This is a genomic window from Methylophilus sp., assembly GCF_052173275.1.
Lineage (GTDB): Bacteria > Pseudomonadota > Gammaproteobacteria > Burkholderiales > Methylophilaceae > Methylophilus.
Genome location: NZ_JBQMUL010000002.1, coordinates 559,544 through 580,381 on the forward strand (window position 1 = coordinate 559,544; position 20,838 = coordinate 580,381).

Below are 20,838 nucleotides of genomic sequence, written 5' to 3' on the forward strand. Positions count from 1 at the left end.
ACTGCACATTATGTACAATAGCGTGCATCATAACCGTATTTCAAACAAAATGACAATATTGCGTCATCTTTTTTTACTTCACTAAAGATTCATTTAAGCGATGTTAGCAGTTATATTGCTGCACGTAGTTTGATTTTAGCGACATCAAGCTTGCAAAAGACTCTTCACAGCAGCAATTAACGCGAGATTCTGGCTTTCATTGCCTATGGTGATACGCAGAAAGTCACTGATCCTGGCTGGTTTTTTGAAATGACGCACGATCACAGCCTGTTCGCGCAAACCTGCCGCAAGTTGCTCACCAGCATATTGCGGATGACGCGCAAAGATAAAATTGGCGCCAGATGGCAGCACTTCGAACCCCAGCGCCTGCAAATCATCAACTAATTGCTCACGTGCGGCAATCACCTGCTGCCGGGTTTGCTGAAAATAAGCTTCATCCTGCAGGGCGGCAACTGCGCCTGCTTCCGCAAACCTATCAATCGGATAAGAATTAAAGCTATCTTTCACGCGGATCAGCGCTTCAATCAAACCAGCATCACCGACTGCATAACCGATCCGCAAACCGGCCAGCGAACGCGATTTAGAATAAGTATGCGTCACCAACAGGTTTGGATAGCGGCTGATCAGGGCGACTGCTGACTCGGTGCCAAAATCCACATACGCCTCATCAATCACGACGACGGAGTCTTTATTAGCTTGCAGTAAGCCTTCAATGTCGGCCAACGGCAGCGGAATCCCTGTCGGTGCATTCGGGTTAGGGAAAATAATGCCGCCATTGGGGCGCAGGTAATCATCTATCGCAATCTCAAACCGCGCATTCAGTGGCACGGTTTCGTATTGAATGCCATACAAGCCGCAATAGACCGGATAAAAACTATAGGTGATATCCGGAAACAGCAAGGGCAAGTCGTGTTTCAATAATGCCTGAAAGATATGCGCGAGTACTTCGTCTGAACCATTACCTACAAATACCTGATTGGTTTGCAGGCCATGATATTCAGCGATTGCTGCTTTCATGCGGCTGGAGTCGGGGTCAGGATACAGGCGTAAACTATCCGCTGCTTCCGCCTGCAAAGCTGCAATCACTTTGGGGCTTGGGCCATAAGGATTCTCATTGGTATTCAGCTTGATCAGGTTTTGAATCTTGGGCTGCTCGCCTGGCACATAGGGTGTCAGGGCATGCACAATCGGACTCCAGAATTTACTCATAGTCGCCAACCCTTATTTCAGGCGGTATTCGGCGCTGCGCGCGTGCGCCTGCAGGCCTTCGCCATAAGCAAGTGTTGCTGCAATCTTGCCCAGCGTTTGCGCGCCTTCGCTTGAGACCATGATCAGGCTGGAGCGCTTCTGGAAGTCATACACACCCAATGGCGAGCTGAAGCGCGCCGTGCGTGAAGTCGGCAGCACGTGGTTAGGTCCGGCACAATAATCACCCAGGGCTTCGCAGGTATCGCGCCCCATGAAAATGGCACCGGCGTGTTTGATTTTTTTGCTGAATGCTAACGCGTCGTCCATGGATAACTCCAAGTGCTCAGGCGCAATAAAGTTACAAATCTCGGCTGCTTCTTGCAGATCCTTCACCTGTATCAATGCGCCGCGATTTTCCAAGGAGGTGCGGATGATTTCCTGTCTGGGCATTTCAGTGACCTGGCGCTCAATGCTGGCCTGCACCTGGTCAAGAAACTCGGCGCTCGGTGATAGCAAGATCGCCTGTGCCAATTCATCATGTTCTGCCTGGCTGAACAAATCCATCGCTGTCCAGTCAGGATTGCTCTTGCCATCGCTGATGACCAGGATTTCAGAAGGGCCTGCCACCATATCAATGCCGACGACACCGAATACACGGCGCTTGGCAGCCGCGACATAAGCATTGCCCGGGCCGACAATCTTATCTACCTGTGGCACTGTCTCAGTACCATACGCCAGCGCGCCTACCGCCTGTGCGCCACCAATACAGAATACGCGCGTCACACCGCACACAGCCGCGGCAGCCAACACCAATGGGTTCTTCTCGCCATTAGGAGTAGGCACAACCATGATCAGCTCTTGCACACCAGCCACTTTGGCCGGGATCGCATTCATCAATACGGAAGAAGGATAAGCCGCTTTACCGCCAGGCACATATAAGCCGACGCGATCAAGCGAAGTCACCTGTTGACCGAGCAAGGTGCCATCCGCTTCGGTATATTGCCAGGATTGCATGACCTGCTTTTCGTGATAACTACGCACCCGGTCAGCCGCGGCTTGCAAAGCTTCGCGCTGGGCGGCTGGCAAACTGGTCAGGGCCGCCTGTAACTCAGCTTGCGGAATTTCCAGTTGCGCCAGACTGTCAGCATTGGTCTTATCAAAGCGGTTGGTATATTCCAGCACCGCGGCATCCCCGCGCGCTTTCACATCCTTGAGAATATTGGCGACCACCTGGTCAATGTTGTCGTCCTGCGCGGTCTCAAACGCCAGCAAGGCTTTCAGTTCGCGATCAAAATCCGCAGATTGGGTGGTTAAACGTTTAATCTTCATATGTTTACTGTGATGAATCTTTCTGGATAGCTTCAGCAAAACTGTCAATGATCGGCTGCAATGAAGGGCGGTTCACTTTGAACGAGGCCTGGTTCACCACCAGGCGTGAGCTGATCGCACCGATCTCTTCAACGGCTTTGAGTTTATTGGCGCGCAAGGTGCCTCCGGTGCTGACCAGGTCGACAATCGCATCTGCCAACCCTACCAGAGGACCCAACTCCATGGAGCCATATAATTTGATCAGGTCTACATGCATGCCTTTGGCGGCAAAATGTTCACGCGCCGTTTTCACATACTTGGTGACAACCTTTAAGCGCGCGCCCTGACGGATGCTAGCTTCGTAATCAAAGTCTTCGCGTACGGCCACCATCATCTTGCAACGGGCGATATTCAAATCCAGAGGCTGGTACAGGCCTTCACCGCCATGTTCATCCAGCACATCTTTGCCGGCAATGCCGATATCAGCAGCACCATATTGCACATAGGTCGGCACATCGGTAGCACGGACAATGATCAAGCGCACATCGTCACGGTTGGTTGGCAGAATCAGTTTGCGTGAAGATTCAGGATCTTCCAGCGACCGGATACCTGCCGCTGCCAGTAGCGGTGTGGTTTCTTCAAAAATGCGCCCTTTACTGAGTGCGATAGTAATCATGGTTTGTTTAACCTAGGTATTATTTTAATTTGCGTATTATTTAATAAGCGCTTCACTTAATGTGATCTGCGTACTTTGGCGCCCAATTGATTCAGTTTTTCTTCCAGCCGCTCGTAGCCACGATCCAGGTGATAAATGCGGTCTATCACTGTTTCACCTTCTGCCACCAGCCCCGCTAACACCAGCCCGGCAGAAGCGCGCAAGTCTGTCGCCATCACATTGGCGCCTTCCAGTGCGGGCACGCCCTTGACAAACGCAGTATTGCCCTGGATCTCAATATTGGCACCCATGCGTTGCAGTTCCTGCACGTGCATAAAGCGGTTTTCAAAAATGGTTTCCACCACCGTAGAAACGCCTTCTGCCATGGTGTTCATCGCCATGAACTGCGCCTGCATATCAGTAGGGAAAGCCGGGTGCGGCGCGGTGCGGATATTGACCGCTTTCAACTGACCATTACTTTTAACGGTAATACTGTCGGCGTCCGTGCTGATCTGCACACCCGCCTCACGCAGTTTTTCGATGACAGCTTCCAGCAGATCGGCACGGGCGTTTTTCAAGGTGACTTCGCCACCCGTCATGGCGGCAGCTACCATGTAGGTACCGGCTTCAATACGGTCACAGACGATATGGTGCTGTGCGCCGGTCAAGCGCTCTACGCCTTCAATGGTGATGGTGTCAGTACCAGCACCCGTGATTTTCGCGCCCATTTTGTTCAGACATTCAGCCAGATCTACGACTTCGGGTTCTTTGGCAGCATTTTCCAGCACGGTAGTGCCTTGCGCCAGCGCGGCGGCCATCATCAGGTTCTCAGTGCCAGTCACCGTCACCATATCCATATAATAAGTAGCGCCTTGCAAACGGCGGTTAGGCAAATGCAAGGTGCTGGCCTGGATGTAGCCATGCGTGATATGCATGGCAGCACCCATGGCTTGCAGGCCTTTGATGTGTAAATCTACCGGGCGTGAGCCTATGGCACAGCCGCCAGGCAATGACACACGTGCCGTACCAAAGCGCGCCAGCAACGGGCCCAGCACCAGGATAGACGCACGCATGGTTTTTACCATTTCGTAGGTCGCTTCAAACGAAGCGACATCACTGGCATCCAGGCTGACCTGGTCATCCGTTTTGCTGACTTTCACGCCCATGGTGTCCAGCAGCTTGAGTGTGGAGGCCACATCCCGCAACTCTGGTACGCCGGTCAATATCAGCGGTGTTTCCGCCAGCAAACCCGCACATAAAATCGGCAAGGCAGCATTCTTAGCGCCAGACACGACTACTTCGCCGTGCAAAGGCACGCCGCCCTCAATAATCAGTTTGTCCAAGATTATGCTTCCGACAACAGGGTTTGCAGCTCACCACTCTGGTACATGCTACGCATGATGTCAGCACCACCAATGAATTCACCTTTGACATACAATTGGGGAATCGTCGGCCAGTTTGCATATTGCTTGATGCCTTCGCGAATATCCATGTCTTGCAACACGTCTACGGCCACGAATTCGGCGCCACAGGCATCCAGGATTTGTGTCGCCACATTTGAAAATCCACATTGCGGGAATTTCGGGCTACCTTTCATATACAGCACCACTTTATTAGTGGTGACTGTCTCTTTAATTTTTGCTTGTGCGTCCATGTTTTCTCCAATCGATTCTATTTAGTCGCAGCGTCAAGCACTTATGCTTGCTGCATCTGTTGCCATTGTGTCGGCGTATAAGTTTGCATGGCCAGCGCATGTATCTCGGCGCGCATGCGGTCACCCAGCGCGGCGTACACCAGCTGGTGCTGCTGCACCATGCGTTTACCTTCGAATAAAGGGCTGACGACCACCGCATCAAAATGCGTGCCGTCGTCCCCATTCACTTTTATATAATCGCATTCCAAACCACTGAGGATATACGATTGCAATTGAGCTGCTGTTAACACAAAACCTCGCTTTTATTTCAATCTCAGCTGAAAACGGTGCAGCGTTTTGCTAACACCGGATCGCACTAACTACGTAATTTATAACCGGATTTTAACATCTTTAGGCATAGCCACGCTAATGCCAGCAGAAACGCACCTACGACACTGACACTTAGCCATGGCGAAACATCTCCCTGGCCAAAGAATCCATATCTAAACCCATCTATCATGTAGAAAAAAGGGTTGAGCTGAGACACTGCCTGCCAGAATGGTGGCAGGGAATGGATAGAGTAAAACACGCCAGAGAGAAACGTCAGCGGCATGATGACAAAGTTCTGGAAGGCCGCCATCTGGTCGAACTTATCCGCCCAGATACCGGCGATCACGCCAAAGGTACCCAGCAATGCACTGCCCAGCAGGGCGAATGTCACAATCCACAATGGGTGAACTGTGGGCACATCGACAAAACACAATGCCACCAGATAGATACTGAGCCCGACCGCCAGGCCGCGGATCATGGAAGCGGCCAGGAAAGCGACAAAAAATTCCAGGTAGGTTAATGGCGTTAGCATCAAAAAAATAATATTGCCCATCACCTTGGACTGGATCAGACTGGAAGAACTATTGGCAAACGCATTTTGTAGCAAGGACATCATCATCAGGCCCGGCACCAGAAACGCGGTGTAACTCACCTGGTCATAGACTTTCACATGTGACTCCAGCACATGTGAAAAAATCAGCAGATAGAGCAATGCGGTCAATATGGGTGACGCAATGGTTTGAAACGCAACCCGCCAGAACCTTAACAGCTCTTTTTTAAACAGCGTATACATGCCACGGTGGCGCGCGCTGATATGGTCATCCAGCCAGTAAAAAGGATTCAGCCGTTTTAGTAGCCATTTCATGCTGTTTGCCCTCCGTGACTACCTACCAGATTCAGGAACACATCTTCCAGATCCACCTCTTGCAACTGGATATCCAGCACAGACACTTCTGCCTGGCGCAATGCGGATAGGATCACTTCAATACGTCCGATATCAGGCAGGTTAAAAATCACTTCGTCGCCCTGTTGCTGCTTGATCAAAGAGTGAAGCTGTGCCGGCACTGCGCCCTCCAGGCGTAAGGACAATTGTTTGGCGGCGTGGCTGTGCAACAGTTGCTTGGTGGTGTCCAGCGCCACGATCTTGCCGTGCTTCATCATGGCCACCCGTTCGCACAGGGTTTCAGCCTCTTCCAGGTAATGCGTGGTCAGGATAATGGTATGGCCCTGCTGGTTCAGCTTTTGTATAAAGCCCCACAGCATCTGGCGCAGCTCTACATCGACCCCTGCGGTCGGCTCATCGAGCACAATCACGGGCGGCTTGTGGGCCAGCGCCTGCGCAATCAGGGCACGGCGTTTCATGCCGCCGGATAACTGGCGCATATTGGTATGCGCTTTATCCGTCAGCCCCAAACCCTCGATCACTTCATCCACCCAGGCGTCATTTTCCGGTCCACAGCCGAAATAACCGGCCTGGAAACGCATCATTTCACGCACATTGAAAAACGGATCAAACACCAGCTCCTGCGGCACAACGCCCAGGGCCATGCGCGCTTGCTGATAAGCAGACTGCACATCATGCCCCATGATGCGGATATGCCCACTGGTGGGTTTTAACAAACCGGACAACAGGTTGATCAATGTCGATTTACCGGCACCATTCGGGCCGAGTAGCGCAAAGAATTCACCCTGCTGTATGGTCAGGTCTATGCCCCTCAGCGCTTCAAACGCACCAAAATGCTTGGTAATACCCTGGATTTCAACGGCTGCCGCCACGGTGTTGCCTTTCCCTATCCTAAAAAAACGAAACCCCACCTCTGTCCACAGAGCTGGGGTTTGCTGACTGAGATATCAAGTTAATTCAACAAGAAACTATCCACACCATATAACTGCATCAAACTACGCAGATTGTCAGGCACCCCCACTACCGAGATAGACCCGGCCTGGGCATGCTCATGATGAAACTGGCGCTGAATCTCAAAAATCAAACTCACTGCCACCGTATCTACCTCTTCCACTTTGGAAAAGTCCAGCGTCAATGGCGGGTCCAGGCGCAACGTTTGCAACTGTGCCAGGGCGTTACTGATATTGTTAATCAGCAAATCACCACTGAAGCTCAATGTATTTGCCTGTTGTGTAATAGTTGCCACGATGACCCTTTATTGAGAAATTACTTACCAGTAGCGGCTTTGTTTTTTTCAGCCAGCTTTTTATTCAGGCTGTCTAACCCGTTCTGGCGGATTTCCTGTGCAAACTGGCTACGGTAATTGGTAACCAGGCTCACACTTTCAATCACGATATCGAATACTTTCCAGTCTTCGCCTTTTTTACCCAATGTGTAATCCACAGAGATCGGATCGCCACCTGGCTGCTGGATCGCCGTTTTCACAGTCGCAGTCTCTGCACCTGCTTCCAGACGGAAAGGCTTGTACTCGATAGACTGGTTTTTATATTTGGACAATGCCGTGGCGTATGTGCGCAACAACAGGGTTTTAAACTCAGCCTGAAAAGCAGTTTGCTGCTCAGGGGTCGCCTTGGTCCAGTTTTTACCCAATACCAGACGGGATACTTTATCAAAGTCAAAGTTTGGCAGAATCTTCTCTTCAGCCAGCGCAAAAATCTTTTGCTGGTTACCCGCCTGAATATCTTTATCAGACTTGATGACATCGACCACATCATCGGCAGTTTTCTTCACCAGCTGATCCGGTGCCAATCCTGCAAATGCCACATTACTTACCAGCCATATGGCACAAGCCATCCACCATTTTTTCATCGAATTCCCTTTATTAAGCATTTAAATTACTTACCAATTTTGTCCAAAGGACTGGCATCCAACGCATCAGCATCTGTTTCGGTTGATGCGGCAGCAGTTTTTGCTGGTTTATCATCCCCTTCAGTCGCCTTGCTGTATAAAAACTGGCTAATCAATTTTTCCAGAACCACGGCGTCTTGTGTCTGCATAATCTTGTCACCATTTTTCAGGCTGGTTTCGTCGCCGCCGGCTTCCAGACCTACGTACTGCTCACCCAACAAACCCGCCGTGTAGATATTGGCGAAGGTATCTTTAGGGAAGCTGTAACGCTTGTCGATATTCAGACTGACAACGGCCTCATAAGTTTTTGAATCGAAGTTAATTCCTTCGACACGGCCCACAACGACACCGGCACTTTTAATCGGTGCACGTGGTTTAAGACCGCCAATATTCTCAAAGTTCGCGGTGACGGTATAAGTTGCACCGATATTGGTGGTCGTCAGGTTGCCGACTTTCATGGCCAGGCCCAGTAATGCAGCAAAGCCCATCGCCACAAAAATACCTACCCATAAATCAATTGTTGTTCTTTCCATTGCTGCTCCTCACGAATGCTCTTGATCTAGTGTTGTTTCTTTAGCCGAGCATGAACGCTGTTAATATAAAATCCAATGCCAATACTGCCAGTGACGAGGTCACCACGGTGCGTGTCGTTGCCCGGCTAACGCCTTCTGCTGTCGGCGGCGCATCATAGCCTTCAAACAAGGCGATCATGGTACATGCGATGCCGAACACCACGCTTTTGAATACGCCATTCAGGATGTCGTATTCCCAATCTACATTGGCCTGCATCTGCGACCAGAATGCCCCGGCATCCACACCGATCAGAGGCACAGCCACCATATAGCCACCCAGAATGCCCATCATAGTGAACAGGGTCGCTAGGATAGGCATGGCGATCACGCCAGCCCAAAACCGTGGTGCAATCACGCGTGCGATCGGGCTGACCGCCATCATTTCCATGGCAGATAACTGTTCGGTGGCTTTCATCAAGCCGATTTCGGCGGTAATCGCCGTACCGGCGCGACCTGCAAATAGCAAGGCGGTCACTACCGGGCCAAGTTCACGCACCAGCGCCAACGCGACCAGCACGCCTATGGCCTCTGAAGAACCATACCGCTGCAAGGTATGGTAACCCTGCAACGCCAATACCATGCCGACAAAGAACGCCGACACCAGGATAATGATCAGTGACAACACGCCGGTGAAATACACTTCGCGCACTGTTAACCTGAAGCGGCGGAAACTTTCGCCGGAAGAGATCATGGTCAGGCCGAATAACCGGGCACCTGCGCCAAATCGCCACATCTTATTAATAAAGCCCGCGCCAAGTTTTTTGAGCAGGCGTTCTAGTGTGCGCATCAACGTGCCCCTCTTAACAAACTGGCATGATACTCGGGCGCCGCATAGTGGAAAGGCACCGGACCATCTTTTTCACCATGCACGAACTGGTGCACAAATGGCAATTCAGAGTTGCGCAAGTCGTCAGGTGTTCCTTCAGCCGCCACCACGCCATTGGCCACAAAATACACATAATCGGCAAACTGGAAAGTTTCTTCCACATCATGCGTGACAATAATGGAGGTCGCACCCAGCGCATCGTTCAGGCTGCGGATCAGGTCACAGATCACCGCCATTGAAATCGGGTCCAGCCCGGCAAACGGCTCGTCATACATGATAATACTCGGGTCCAAAGCGATCGCCCTGGCCAAAGCCACACGCCGTGCCATGCCGCCTGACAGTTCTGTCGGCTTCAAAGCGTGCGCACCACGCAAACCAACCGCATTCAGTTTCATCAATACCAGGTCACGAATCATGCTTTCCGGCAAATCGGTGTGTTCACGAATCGGGAAAGCAACGTTCTCAAATACAGATAAATCGGTAAACAGAGCACCGTGCTGAAACAGCATGCCCATTTTTCTGCGCAAGCGGTAAATACCGTCACGGTCTTGTTTATGCACCACTTCACCGCCAACCTGGACTTCACCTTTGGTAGGCTTGAGCTGACCACCGATCAGACGTAGCAAAGTGGTTTTACCACTGCCGCTGCCGCCCATAATCGCCACGACCTTGCCTTTTGCAAAGGTCATATTGATGCCGTGATGCAGCAATTTACCTTTGTAACCAAAGGAAAGGTCTTTAATTTCTACGATTGATTGGGCCATGTGATTGGTTTCTGTTGCAAGCGGCTCTCATTCTAAATCAGAATGCGATGAGAAATATGTATGTATAACGCATAAAACAAAAAGCCCGGAAAACAGGCTTTTTGTGTGACAGATGTGTTGTATTCTACACTAAAAACTCATGCAGACTAAATACGGCGAAGCTGCCTGTGGTGCGGCTTCACCCGTGCCCGCTACACCACTGACCAATATGCGCATCGCGCCGCTATTGCCTGCACCATCATCCAGCATGCTATCGAGTTGTGTGGCATATCTGCCTAAAATACCATCGGAACACATGGCATGCGCGGTGTTAAAAGTGTTTGCGGGCACTGCGCCTAATGTACTGACGCTAGCCACACCTACCCGACCACCTTCGCTATTTCTGGGAAGATATTGGTCACTGGTCATATTCACAGAGCCTGTAGCTAAGCCTGCCAACCGTAAATGTTGCCATACGAGGAACGACTCATCTGTGGCAGTCTTTGAATCCCAGGCCCCTTGTATCAAACCATTCTGCGTTTGACTGCCTGTACTGGCATTCACACCTCCAGTGAGATGGGTATCAGCTGCACGATCATCGCCTGGCAGCGCGCGAAACCTGTCCTGATAACCATAAAAATAAGTCGGGATATTCCTGAAATCACTGGCCAGACTTTTTACTTTGGCATTCGCGATCAACTCCTGCCCGCGCATTACACCTGCCAGCAATAACCCAGCAATCACCAGCACAATCGCTAATTCAATCAAGGTAAATCCTTGTTGCCTGTTCATGTTGAATCCTCCGTTTGTAGTTGTTTAGTATCTTGTTTGACTGAGTGATCATCAGCCCAGCCCACAAAATACTAACATTTATTAACATTGGTAAACAACCAGCAAAATATGGGGATTGATAAACGAAACGGGCAAGCGATTTTCACGCTTGCCCGTTAGGAGATGCCTATTTTAAATCTGATTTAATTCAACAGAATACGTTTTACCAGCCTGGTTTAGCCTGTTCGTAAGTGCGGGCAAGCCTGACGCCAGCTTTATCCGCGCAAGTTATAAAGTCCCGTAGGAGTGCAAACCGCTCAGGAACATATTCACGCCCAAAAATGCAAAGGTCGTGACCAGCAAGCCTACCAGCGCCCACCAGGCCAGCACGCTGCCTCGCAAGCCTTTCATCAGGCGCAAGTGCAGCCAGGCCGCATAGTTTAACCAGACGATTAACGCCCAGGTTTCTTTAGGATCCCATGACCAGTAACCACCCCATGCCTCCGCTGCCCACATCGCGCCCAGGATGGTGGCGATGGTAAAGAAGGCAAAGCCGATGGCGATGGCTTTATACATCAGGTCATCCAGCACATGCAATGCAGGCAAACGGCTTGCCAGCACCCCTTTCTTGGCCAGCAAATAAGCCCCGGCCACCATGGCAGCCAATGAGAATGCGCCATAACCGATAAAGTTGGCCGGCACATGTATCTTCATCCAGTAACTTTGCAGCGCGGGCACCAGTGGCTGAATTTCGTTGGCATGACGGTCAAAGGTATACCACAGGATAAACCCGACTGCGGCATTGATTACCACCAGCACAAAACCACCGAGCTGGCGCGTTTTGAACAATTGCTCATAATGCAGGTAAAGCAAGGCAGTAATCAGACAAAACAGAATGAACACTTCATACAGGTTACTGATAGGGATATGGCCGATGTCCGGTGCAATCAGGTAAGACTCATACCAGCGCACCATCAGCCCGACAAAGCCGAATAAGGTCGCGGCCCAGGTCAGGGCAGAAGCGACTTTCGCGGTAAAGTCAGAACGCTGGAACAGCGCCAGCCAGTAAGTGAGCATGGCCAGGACGAACAACACATTCATCCACATCACTGCCGATTGACTTGCCAGCAGAAACTTGAGCAAAAAGCGTTGGCTACCATTGGCCAGATCGCCCTGGTAGCTGTAGACCCCGATCAAACTGACGATAGCCACCCCCAGCACCAGTCGGGCGATCGCCGACCAGCGCCAGCCCAGGTAGCTGAATACACCGACCGCACCAAACAGGAAACTGACTTCGTAGATATCCATATAACCAGCATAGCGCTGGTAGGAAAAAATGCCTCCAGCCAGCAGCAGCACTGCATACAACCAGTCATAGGCAGTCAGTGATTGCCAAAAGGACGTTGGTTTAGTCCATGTAGGTGATGTGCTCATCGAAATTCCCCTCTAGCTATTTAAACAGGCGTTGATGCCACCTGCGTTTGCAACAGCCCGGTAAGCTGCTGTTGCATGCGGACAAAGTCCTGGTCCAGATCCATGTTTTTACGGTTGGACGACATTGCCAGTAACACTTCCTGCTGTGTGGGTTTGATTAATAACCACACGCGTCGTTCCCTGATATAAAACATGGAGAAAATACCTAATACCAGCATCACCGAACCCAGGTACACCCAGTTTTGCCCGGGGGAACGCGTCAGCTGGAAACCACTGGCCTGTTTCAGTGTGTAATTCTTCAGCTGGAAATAGTAAGGTGTGCCGTAGAAAAACAGGTCATTCATGGCGTTCAAACTATCCTGCACAAATATGGCAGTGGCCTGGTCTGTTGGCGCTGGCGCCAGGTTGCGCTGCGCACGGCTGATCTGGTACGCCTGCAGTGCAGCCGTATTTAACAATTTCAGGTAGGTTTGTGCGGCTTGCTCGCGCTGGTCTTTAGGCACGGCATTTTCAATGATTTTGGAAAGCTCACTGTAGCCGCCACGTTTAAAGGTCAACAACAACTGTTGCAAGCTTTGCTCAAACTGTGCCTTCAACTGCGGGTTGCCACTAGGCATCTGTTTGGCCACCTGGCTGGCGATGTCACGGATAGACGCATCGTTGCGCATGGTTTGGCGCAAGCCCATGAAGCCGTCGATTTCGAGATCATCATCTGCTGGCACACGCAGGTACTTGAACTCATCCTGCACCGTCTCGCGCATGCCGGAAACAAAATAGGCACGCCCATCCAGCTGCAAGGGTTGCATGTAATTGACATATTCACGCGCCTGGCCGCTGGCATTACGCAATTTCAGGGTGGTGTTCGGACCGACATTGTGCGGCTTGCCTTTGCCATCTTTGGACAAATTCAGGATATTAAACTGGCGGAACTCGTTGAACTCCACACTCAGCTTTTGCGCACCCTCGCCCAGAGAACCTTTTTGCAGGATCACGCCATCAATATCAAAGCTATCCTGGTTGGCCGCCGCCAGGTTCCATAACTTGAATTTGAGTTGTGACCCGCCATCCTGAAAGTCGGATTGATAAATCGCAATGCCTTTATGAATATAAGGATGATTGACGCGGATAGTGGTTTCAATCGGTTTGTCCAACTCAGGGTCGGTAATGACAATGTCGCTCTCGAAGGATTTTGGCATCCCGGTCGGGTAATGCTCTATGCGGAAATCCTTGAGCCCGACAGTGAAAGGCAGATCCTGCACCAGGTAACCATCACGCACGCGCACAAAAGCCACATTATCCCGCTCACCTTCCGGCAAGGTCATATTGGCACGGAAGGATAAATTGTTCACACCCAGGCGGCTTTCTTCGGGTACTTTGCGGGTAGCGATATCGCGGGTTTCAATTTTCTTGAAGCCCAGTAACTCTTGTACTTTCAACGGTAAATTGCCGTCCAGCAAACCGCCAAAACAAATCACTACGATTGCCGCGTGGGTAAAAATATAGCCCAGGCGCTGATGTGTACCCAAACGGGCGGCGAGTAGCACATCGCCATTCTCTTGCTGTTTGGTTTTAAAGGTATAGCGCTCAGCCGTTAAAAACTCGCTTAACTGCGCTTGCGCTTCAGTTGAAGCCAGAGGCGTAGCCAGACTGGTTTTGTGGCTGAACAGGCGTAACGATTTCTCGGTAGCGTTTTCCTTGTAGGCACGCCATTCTTTCAACATCACTGGCGTATTGCGCAATACGCACAGCGTGGTAGAAATCACCAGGAATAATAAGATCAGCAGGAACCAGGCGGCATGATACACATCCAGCAGGCCCAGCATTTCAAACAGCTCGAACCAGAACTGGCCAAACTTGATGATGTAGTTCTGGTAAGGCTCGTTCTGTTTAAGAACAGTACCTATGATAGAGGCCACGCCGAGCAAGGTCAGCAGGCTCACGGCAAAGCGCATCGAACTCATGAGCTCGTAGACACGTTGTGATAAAGGAACGGGCGCTTTCAATATGTTCTCTTCAGAATTGGCTTATGTGATTAGCAGGGCAGGATAGCCAGGTGCAACTCAGTAACGTTGCACGCGCACTGGTGGAGGACATGGTCGATAAAAGGTTGCATGTGTGCTCATTGGTTAAACTGATAAAGGTTAAGCTAAGTGTAATTGAATAATACAAACCGACACCTAGCAAAAAAGGTGGCCGTGGCCACCTTTCTCCCTGTTGCTCAGATTAACGCAGACCTTGAATATAATCTGCAACCGCCTGCATTTCAGCATCGCTCATTTTGGCTGCAATCGTCATCATCATAGGCGCATTGGCACGCTCGCCAGTGCGGAAAGTACGCAACTGCTGCACCGTGTAATCGCTATGTTGACCAGCCAAACGAGGGAACTGCTTAGGCAAACCGGCACCAGTGACCCCATGACAGGCCGCACAGGCAGGTGTTTTAGTAGCTGCGATACCGCCGCGATAAATCTTTTCACCCAGGGAGCCCTTGCCGTTTTCTTTGGCTTTGGCCAGTTTGATGCTTTGGCTGGAGAAGTATTTCGCAACGCCTTCCATATCTTCCTGGCTCAAGGCACCGGCCATGCCGCTCATTACCGCATTAGCACGTGACCCATCTTTAAAATTGGTCAGCTGCTTGATCAGATATTCAGGATGCTGGCCAGCCAGTTTCGGATTGGCCGTGATCACGCTATTGCCATCGGCGCCATGACAGGCCGCACATACATTCTGCACCACTTTATCTGGACCATTTACCGCAGGCGCTGCTTCGGTAGTAGCAGCCTCCTCAGCAAATACAGGCTGAATGCCCGTTACCAGCAGCACGAACAACCCTGCTTTAAAACTCTTCAACATAATTCAATGCCCCAACATTTTATTTGGCGCCATTTTATCAAACAAACCCTGTTCGTGATAGCATTCACAGCTGAATAGTCCATAAAACCTTGAGGCAACTCAACCCCACCATGCCAGTTTTCCAAAACGCCCGCTTTCATATCTCGGCACATCATTTACGCGACCTGCCGCCTGCCAGCGGCATTGAAGTCGCCTTTGCCGGACGTTCGAACGCAGGAAAGTCCAGCGCACTCAACACCCTGGCCAACCACAACCGCCTGGCATTTGTCAGTAAACAGCCTGGCCGTACCCAGCTGATTAACTTTTTCACACTGGGCGATGACAAACACCTGGTCGATTTACCAGGCTACGGCTACGCCAAAGTGCCGGAAGCCATGCGCAACCACTGGCAAAATGTATTGTCACGCTACTTAAGTGAACGCAGAAGCCTGGCAGGATTGGTATTGGTGATGGATAGCCGCCACCCGCTGACCCCTCTGGATAAACAAATGCTGGACTGGTTTTGCCCCACAGGCAAACCGGTGCATGTACTGCTGACCAAAAGCGACAAATTATCCCGCGGTGAATCTACCATCACCCTGAACAAAGTCCGCAAAGAACTGAAAGACACCTGGGGGGAAGAAATCAGCGTGCAATTATTTTCCAGCCTGAAAAAACAGGGCGTGGATGAGGCTGAAAAAGTACTCGGTGAATGGTTTTCAACTGCGGAAACAGACCCGGCAGCCGCACAACCTTTACCAGATTAAAAGCAGCAGCTTTCAACCACTGCCAGCGTTTTATTCAATCCGCTTAAACACCAGGTCCCATACACCATGGCCTAATTTCAGGCCGCGATTCTCAAACTTGGTCAGCGGCCGGTAAGCCGGCTTCTCAGCATAATCCGCTGCAGTGTTTTGCAATTGCGGTTCTGCGCGCAACACTTCCAGCACCCATTCCGCATATTCCTGCCAGTCAGTCGCCACATGGATGTAAGCGCCCGCTTTCAGCTTAGAGCATAGCAGCTGTACAAATTCAGCCTGGATCAAACGGCGTTTGTGGTGGCGTTTTTTATGCCACGGGTCGGGGAAGAAAATATGCACGCCATCCAGAGAAGCATCGGCCAGCATATGCTGCAAGACTTCCACTGCATCATGCTGCAAGATACGGATATTGGAAACACCCCCTTCCAGCATCAGCTTGAGCAAACCGCCCACACCGGGCGTATGCACTTCCACCGCCAGAAAATCACTGTCAGGCAAAGTCTGTGCGATTTTTGCAGTTGCATCGCCCATGCCAAAACCGATTTCGAAGATTTTAGGGCTGTTGTCCCGGCCAAAAGTATTCACCAGGTTTAAAGGCTGCTCGGCATACTCTATGCCGAACTGCGGCCAGCCAGTTTCCAGCGCGCGCTCCTGCCCTTTGGTTAAACGCCCCTGGCGCAGGACGAAACTGCGGATGCGGCGTTGATATGGAGCTTCGGAAGATTCTGGGGTTGGGTCGATTTCGGTCATGGGGCGCATTATACTTTAGAGCGTGCGTTTCGCTTATAGGCGGGATGGTGGGAAGAATGTCTTTCTTAGAAAATTCTTTTAGGATGTGATGCTTTATATTTTCAGGCTGGTGGCTTAGTGTTCTGCTGCTTTTCGCCTCTAGGCGAGTTACTTTTCTTTGCTTGCACAAAGAAAACGTAACCAAAAGAAATGCACCCTAGCTTCCGCTTGTTTCCTCCGTTGCTCGTCAACGTGGGCGCCCAACGAAACTCGCCCTGACAAGCCACACACACCGTGGCTTGTTGCGGAACTCGAACAGCCGCTGGCCGAAAACTCCCACGCTGACTGCGCTACTCGGCGCGTCAGATAGGGGCCCATTTAAACCCACCGCGCGGTTACTTACGTGAGAACTCTCACATTGATTCCCGCCAAGCCGCTGAAATAAAGCAGAGCAACAAAACCAAACAAGAAAGCCCACCAAAATAATTGAATTGGTTTGGTGGGTTTAGTCTTAGGAATTAAATTTAGGTTGCTTAGCGCGCTCAGCCCATTGCGTTCCACTACTGCTTCATCGTGGTGGTTTTAAATGGGCCCCTATCTGACGCGCCGAGTAGCGCAGTCAAAATAAGGAGGAAGGGAGCGACTATCTGAGTTCCGCAGTGGCATGCGTAGTGTGCAAGCCGCTAGGGCGAGTTTCGCGACCGCTTATGCCTAAGTCCGGCAAAGCAACGGACGAAAGTCCTACTTCGAGCAACGCAGGAAACAAGCGGAAGCTAGGGTGCCCTTTCTTTTGGTGACTTATTCTTTGGGCAAGCAAAGAAAAGTCACTCGCCTAGGGGCGAAAGGCAATGGTGCAATAAAGCAGCAAAGTCGAATACTTAACCACCCAAAGAAATACCTACTAAAACTATCAACAAAGGTGACTCTTGCTCTTTGTTGCAACCAAGCTAAGCATGAAACTGGTCTGGATTCTGGCCTACGCCAGAATGACGATCTGGTGCAGTGAGACTCTGCTTCGCGCATAAATCAGCAGCCTCTCAAATGCACAGAATACTGCATCAAACTTCTGTGAACTCTGTCGATCGGAGATTAAATCCCGCCAAAAACCTGTCACAACTGATGCCGCTTATCCCCCTGCAAAAACCCCACCAAAGGTAATTCCAGACCTTTACTCAACCCGACCACCTTAAATAACTCCCCCATCTCCGCCGGAGAAAGCAACTTTTGCACAGCCGCCACAGCAGGCAAATAACGCGCGCTATCTTCCGGTGAGATAGCTTCCAGCATCTGCAAAATGCCGCAATTCATTAAAAATTGTGCTTGCGAGGTATAGCCGGCGCAATGCAAACCATGCGTGAGTGCCGCTTCAGCCACGGCAGTGAAATTGACATGGGCAGTGATGTCCTGCAGGCCTGGATAGATAAGCGGATCATCATGCGCATAATGCTGGAAGTGGCACATGACGGTGCCCTGGCTGCGCTGCGGGTGATAATACTCACGTGCTGCAAAGCCATAGTCCAGCATCAGGACCAAGCCCTTTTGCAGCATGGCCGCCAGGCTGGTGACCAGGCCCTGCCCTGCCGGAGAGACTTCGGTGAGATAGTTTTCCGGCAATTGGCTGGTATCAATATGTGCTATCAGCGACGCATCTTGCAGCGGCCTGTCCTGCCAGCTGAATCCGTTGTCATCTATCACACCGCGCGCCAGCCATTGCCCGTTTTGCCAGTGCACCAAATGCACCGGAATCGCATCCAGCACTTCGTTGCCGATCACTACGCCGGTAAACGTGTCTGGCAGCGTTTCCAGCCAATGCACGCGGGAAAATACGGCTTCAGGCAATGCGATTTTCAAGGTTTGTTGCTGACGCTCGCGCAAGTTGGCACTGACATCCAGAATGTAATAGTGTTCAGGCAACTGCCCTGACTCACTTAATTGCTGCAACACGCCGATAGCCAGCTTGCCGGTGCCGGCGCCCAATTCCAGCACATCGCCCCCTGTCTGGCTCAGCACCTGGCTGACCTGATTGGCCACTGCTCGTGCAAACAGCGGCGAGATCTCAGGTGCGGTGACAAAGTCACCGGCGTGGCCGAACTTATTGGCGTCACCGCTGTAATAGCCAAGGTGTGGCGTGTAAAGCGCGATTTGCATGTAGTCGGCAAAAGATATCCAGCCGCCTTGCAGTTGTATCTGCTGTCGCAGGTGTGCGACCACAGCCTCGCAATGCTGTTGCGCCGACGCATCTAACGCAGGCAATCGAGATGAAATGGTTTGCGCAGTCATTCCGCCATTATAATGTGACCAGTCCAGAATAAAGAGTGCAACGTGAATTCCAATACAGCAACCGAGCAAGCAACCGCCAATCCAGCAAGCAAGGTCGTCTTAATTACCGGGGGAGCCAAACGCGTGGGTGCGGCCATCACGCGTGAGCTGCATCGCAATGGCGCCAATATCATGTTGCACTACCACACCAGCGCTGCCGAAGCGCTAGCCCTGCAAGCAGAGTTGAATGCAGCCCGCCCTGACAGCGTGGCTATCCAACAAGGCAATCTGCTAGACACTGCCGATTTGCCTGCCTTAGTGGCGGCCACCTTGCAGCACTTTGGACGGCTGGACGCGCTGGTGAATAATGCTTCCAGCTACTATGCGACAAAACTGGGGTCCATTGAACCTGAGCAATGGGAAGACCTGATGGGCAGCAACCTGAAAGCGCCATTGTTCCTCAGCCAGGCAGCGGCCGGTGCACTGCAAGTCAGCGAGGGCTGCATTATTAACATCACCGATATGCATATCGAACGCCCGAAAAAACACTATATTGTTTATAGCGCTGCCAAAGCCGGATTGGTCAGTTTGACCAAATCACTGGCGCAGGAACTCGCCCCGAGGGTGAGAGTCAACGCTGTGGCACCGGGGCCGGTATTGTGGCCTGACGATAATCAGGAATTCGATGAGCTTTATCGCCAGCAGGTAGTTAACCAGACACTGCTCAAACGCACGGGTGAACCGGCGGATATCGCCAAAGCGGTGAAATTCCTCATCTATGACGCACCGTTTGTGACCGGACATGTGCTCGCCGTGGATGGTGGCCGTCACCTGAGCATTTAATCTGCCCGCGTGCGGTGGCGTCGGCGGTAACGATAACCGCATAGTGAAACCCCATAGTGCGCCTGAATTCACTGCTGTGATGCATCACGGCGGCAAGCAGGATACACTCACTCAAATCAACGAGAATAATCAAAGACTTAGCGTAGACAATACATTGCTTTCCGCTATAATGCGCGCCTATGAAGACCAAACACTACCCAGACGATGTTAGCCAAAACTTCTTGAAACTGCGCAATCAGTTGATCAGCGCTACCGGCAAAGCCATCGGCGACTACAACATGATTGAAGAAGGCGATACCGTGCTGGTGTGCATGAGCGGCGGTAAAGACAGCCACGCCATGCTGATGATTTTGCTGGCTTTGCAAGAACGCGCGCCTATCAATTTCAAATTGATCGCGATGAACCTGGATCAGAAGCAGCCGGGCTTTCCAGCAGATGTGCTCCCGCGCTACCTGGATCAGCTGGGCGTGGAGTACCGCATTGTCGAAGCGGATACTTATTCCATCGTTAAAGAAAAGATCCCGGAAGGCAAAACCACTTGCAGCCTGTGCTCACGCCTGCGTCGCGGCATTATTTACACCACGGCACAGCAACTGGGCGCGACTAAAATTGCACTGGGTCACCACCGGGATGACATCGTGCAAACCTTGTTCCTGAACATGTTTTATGGCGCCAAAATGAAAGCGATGCCGCCCAAGCTTGCTACCAACCGTGGTGAGTTTATGGTGATCCGCCCCTTGGCTTATTGCGCCGAAAAAGACATTGCGGCTTATGCCCGCGCCATGCAGTTCCCGATTATTCCGTGCGATTTATGTGGCGGACAGGAAAATCTGCAACGCCAGAAAATCAAGGATATGCTGAACAACTGGGAGCGTGAGCAGCCAGGCCGCATCAATAATATCTTCCGCGCGATTGGCAATGTCGAACCTTCGCACCTGGCTGACTTTGATCTGTATGATTTTAAACACCTGAGCCAGGCGAAGGAAGAGGATGAAGATCCTATGTTTGATCATGAAAAATTTGCGCCTACCGACATGGCGCTAACCATTGCCTCGCAGGATGACAAACGGATCGAGTTTGCGCGCAAACCGTTCCCCCTTCCAGTCGCGACTGAAGAATAAATAAGCATTGATGCCGGAAAG

At 51.3% G+C, this 20,838-nt stretch carries 22 protein-coding genes; 3 read left to right on the plus strand and 19 right to left on the minus strand.

The window, feature by feature from the left end:
* Window positions 1-144 precede the first annotated feature (144 nt).
* The 17 genes from hisC to ACTS9Y_RS04340 form a co-directional block, all read right to left on the minus strand.
* On the minus strand, window positions 145-1,209 hold the full coding sequence (gene hisC, locus ACTS9Y_RS04260) for a histidinol-phosphate transaminase (protein ID WP_442584740.1): 1,065 nt from the start codon (window positions 1,207-1,209) through the stop codon (window positions 145-147).
* A 12-nt stretch (window positions 1,210-1,221) separates the two neighbouring features.
* The gene (gene hisD / locus ACTS9Y_RS04265) at window positions 1,222-2,517 is read right to left on the minus strand and encodes a histidinol dehydrogenase (protein ID WP_442584741.1); all 1,296 of its coding nucleotides are present in this window, start codon (window positions 2,515-2,517) and stop codon (window positions 1,222-1,224) included.
* 4 nt (window positions 2,518-2,521) lie between these two features.
* Window positions 2,522-3,172, minus strand: coding sequence for an ATP phosphoribosyltransferase (hisG, locus tag ACTS9Y_RS04270; RefSeq protein ID WP_442584742.1), 651 nt, complete (start codon window positions 3,170-3,172; stop codon window positions 2,522-2,524).
* A 56-nt stretch (window positions 3,173-3,228) separates the two neighbouring features.
* A complete protein-coding gene (gene murA / locus ACTS9Y_RS04275; protein ID WP_442584743.1) occupies window positions 3,229-4,494 on the minus strand; it encodes a UDP-N-acetylglucosamine 1-carboxyvinyltransferase in 1,266 nt (421 codons plus the stop codon).
* Window positions 4,495-4,496: 2 nt separating this feature from the next.
* Complete coding sequence (grxD, locus tag ACTS9Y_RS04280) at window positions 4,497-4,805, minus strand: Grx4 family monothiol glutaredoxin (RefSeq protein ID WP_442584744.1); 309 nt, start codon at window positions 4,803-4,805, stop codon at window positions 4,497-4,499.
* Between the two features lie 41 nt (window positions 4,806-4,846).
* The gene (locus tag ACTS9Y_RS04285; RefSeq protein ID WP_442584745.1) at window positions 4,847-5,095 is read right to left on the minus strand and encodes a BolA family protein; all 249 of its coding nucleotides are present in this window, start codon (window positions 5,093-5,095) and stop codon (window positions 4,847-4,849) included.
* Between the two features lie 65 nt (window positions 5,096-5,160).
* The gene (locus tag ACTS9Y_RS04290) at window positions 5,161-5,907 is read right to left on the minus strand and encodes an ABC transporter permease (protein ID WP_442586897.1); all 747 of its coding nucleotides are present in this window, start codon (window positions 5,905-5,907) and stop codon (window positions 5,161-5,163) included.
* Between the two features lie 68 nt (window positions 5,908-5,975).
* Window positions 5,976-6,890, minus strand: coding sequence for an ABC transporter ATP-binding protein (locus ACTS9Y_RS04295; protein WP_442584746.1), 915 nt, complete (start codon window positions 6,888-6,890; stop codon window positions 5,976-5,978).
* A gap of 80 nt (window positions 6,891-6,970) precedes the next feature.
* A complete protein-coding gene (locus tag ACTS9Y_RS04300; protein ID WP_442584747.1) occupies window positions 6,971-7,264 on the minus strand; it encodes an STAS domain-containing protein in 294 nt (97 codons plus the stop codon).
* Window positions 7,265-7,284: 20 nt separating this feature from the next.
* Window positions 7,285-7,887, minus strand: a complete 603-nt coding sequence (locus ACTS9Y_RS04305) for an MlaC/ttg2D family ABC transporter substrate-binding protein (RefSeq protein ID WP_442584748.1) — start codon at window positions 7,885-7,887, stop codon at window positions 7,285-7,287.
* 26 nt (window positions 7,888-7,913) lie between these two features.
* Complete coding sequence (gene mlaD / locus ACTS9Y_RS04310; protein ID WP_442584749.1) at window positions 7,914-8,459, minus strand: outer membrane lipid asymmetry maintenance protein MlaD; 546 nt, start codon at window positions 8,457-8,459, stop codon at window positions 7,914-7,916.
* Window positions 8,460-8,499: 40 nt separating this feature from the next.
* The gene (gene mlaE, locus ACTS9Y_RS04315) at window positions 8,500-9,285 is read right to left on the minus strand and encodes a lipid asymmetry maintenance ABC transporter permease subunit MlaE (RefSeq protein ID WP_442584750.1); all 786 of its coding nucleotides are present in this window, start codon (window positions 9,283-9,285) and stop codon (window positions 8,500-8,502) included.
* A complete protein-coding gene (locus tag ACTS9Y_RS04320; RefSeq protein WP_442584751.1) occupies window positions 9,285-10,088 on the minus strand; it encodes an ABC transporter ATP-binding protein in 804 nt (267 codons plus the stop codon). Before ACTS9Y_RS04320 ends, mlaE begins: the two co-directional genes overlap by 1 nt.
* A 129-nt stretch (window positions 10,089-10,217) precedes the next feature.
* Window positions 10,218-10,859, minus strand: a complete 642-nt coding sequence (locus ACTS9Y_RS04325; protein ID WP_442584752.1) for a type II secretion system protein — start codon at window positions 10,857-10,859, stop codon at window positions 10,218-10,220.
* A 267-nt stretch (window positions 10,860-11,126) separates the two neighbouring features.
* Window positions 11,127-12,272, minus strand: a complete 1,146-nt coding sequence (gene ccsB, locus ACTS9Y_RS04330) for a c-type cytochrome biogenesis protein CcsB (protein WP_442584753.1) — start codon at window positions 12,270-12,272, stop codon at window positions 11,127-11,129.
* 20 nt (window positions 12,273-12,292) lie between these two features.
* Window positions 12,293-14,224 (minus strand): cytochrome c biogenesis protein ResB, encoded by a 1,932-nt coding sequence (locus tag ACTS9Y_RS04335; RefSeq protein WP_442586898.1) that lies wholly within the window; start codon window positions 14,222-14,224, stop codon window positions 12,293-12,295.
* Between the two features lie 271 nt (window positions 14,225-14,495).
* Window positions 14,496-15,125, minus strand: coding sequence for a c-type cytochrome (locus tag ACTS9Y_RS04340; RefSeq protein ID WP_442584754.1), 630 nt, complete (start codon window positions 15,123-15,125; stop codon window positions 14,496-14,498).
* Window positions 15,126-15,235: 110 nt separating this feature from the next.
* Here ACTS9Y_RS04340 and yihA point away from each other — a divergent pair, with 110 nt between their 5' ends.
* Complete coding sequence (gene yihA, locus ACTS9Y_RS04345) at window positions 15,236-15,871, plus strand: ribosome biogenesis GTP-binding protein YihA/YsxC (protein ID WP_442584755.1); 636 nt, start codon at window positions 15,236-15,238, stop codon at window positions 15,869-15,871.
* A 30-nt stretch (window positions 15,872-15,901) separates the two neighbouring features.
* Here yihA and trmB read toward each other — a convergent pair whose 3' ends face one another.
* Both trmB and ACTS9Y_RS04355 read right to left on the minus strand, forming a co-directional pair.
* Window positions 15,902-16,615 carry a tRNA (guanosine(46)-N7)-methyltransferase TrmB gene (gene trmB / locus ACTS9Y_RS04350; RefSeq protein WP_442584756.1) on the minus strand — a complete coding sequence of 238 codons (714 nt, stop codon included), beginning with the start codon at window positions 16,613-16,615 and terminating at the stop codon, window positions 15,902-15,904.
* Between the two features lie 1,089 nt (window positions 16,616-17,704).
* A complete protein-coding gene (locus ACTS9Y_RS04355) occupies window positions 17,705-18,874 on the minus strand; it encodes a class I SAM-dependent methyltransferase (protein WP_442584757.1) in 1,170 nt (389 codons plus the stop codon).
* A 42-nt stretch (window positions 18,875-18,916) separates the two neighbouring features.
* Here ACTS9Y_RS04355 and ACTS9Y_RS04360 point away from each other — a divergent pair, with 42 nt between their 5' ends.
* Window positions 18,917-19,696 carry a pteridine reductase gene (locus tag ACTS9Y_RS04360; protein ID WP_442584758.1) on the plus strand — a complete coding sequence of 260 codons (780 nt, stop codon included), beginning with the start codon at window positions 18,917-18,919 and terminating at the stop codon, window positions 19,694-19,696.
* A gap of 179 nt (window positions 19,697-19,875) precedes the next feature.
* Complete coding sequence (gene ttcA / locus ACTS9Y_RS04365) at window positions 19,876-20,817, plus strand: tRNA 2-thiocytidine(32) synthetase TtcA (RefSeq protein WP_442584759.1); 942 nt, start codon at window positions 19,876-19,878, stop codon at window positions 20,815-20,817.
* Window positions 20,818-20,838: the final 21 nt, after the last annotated feature.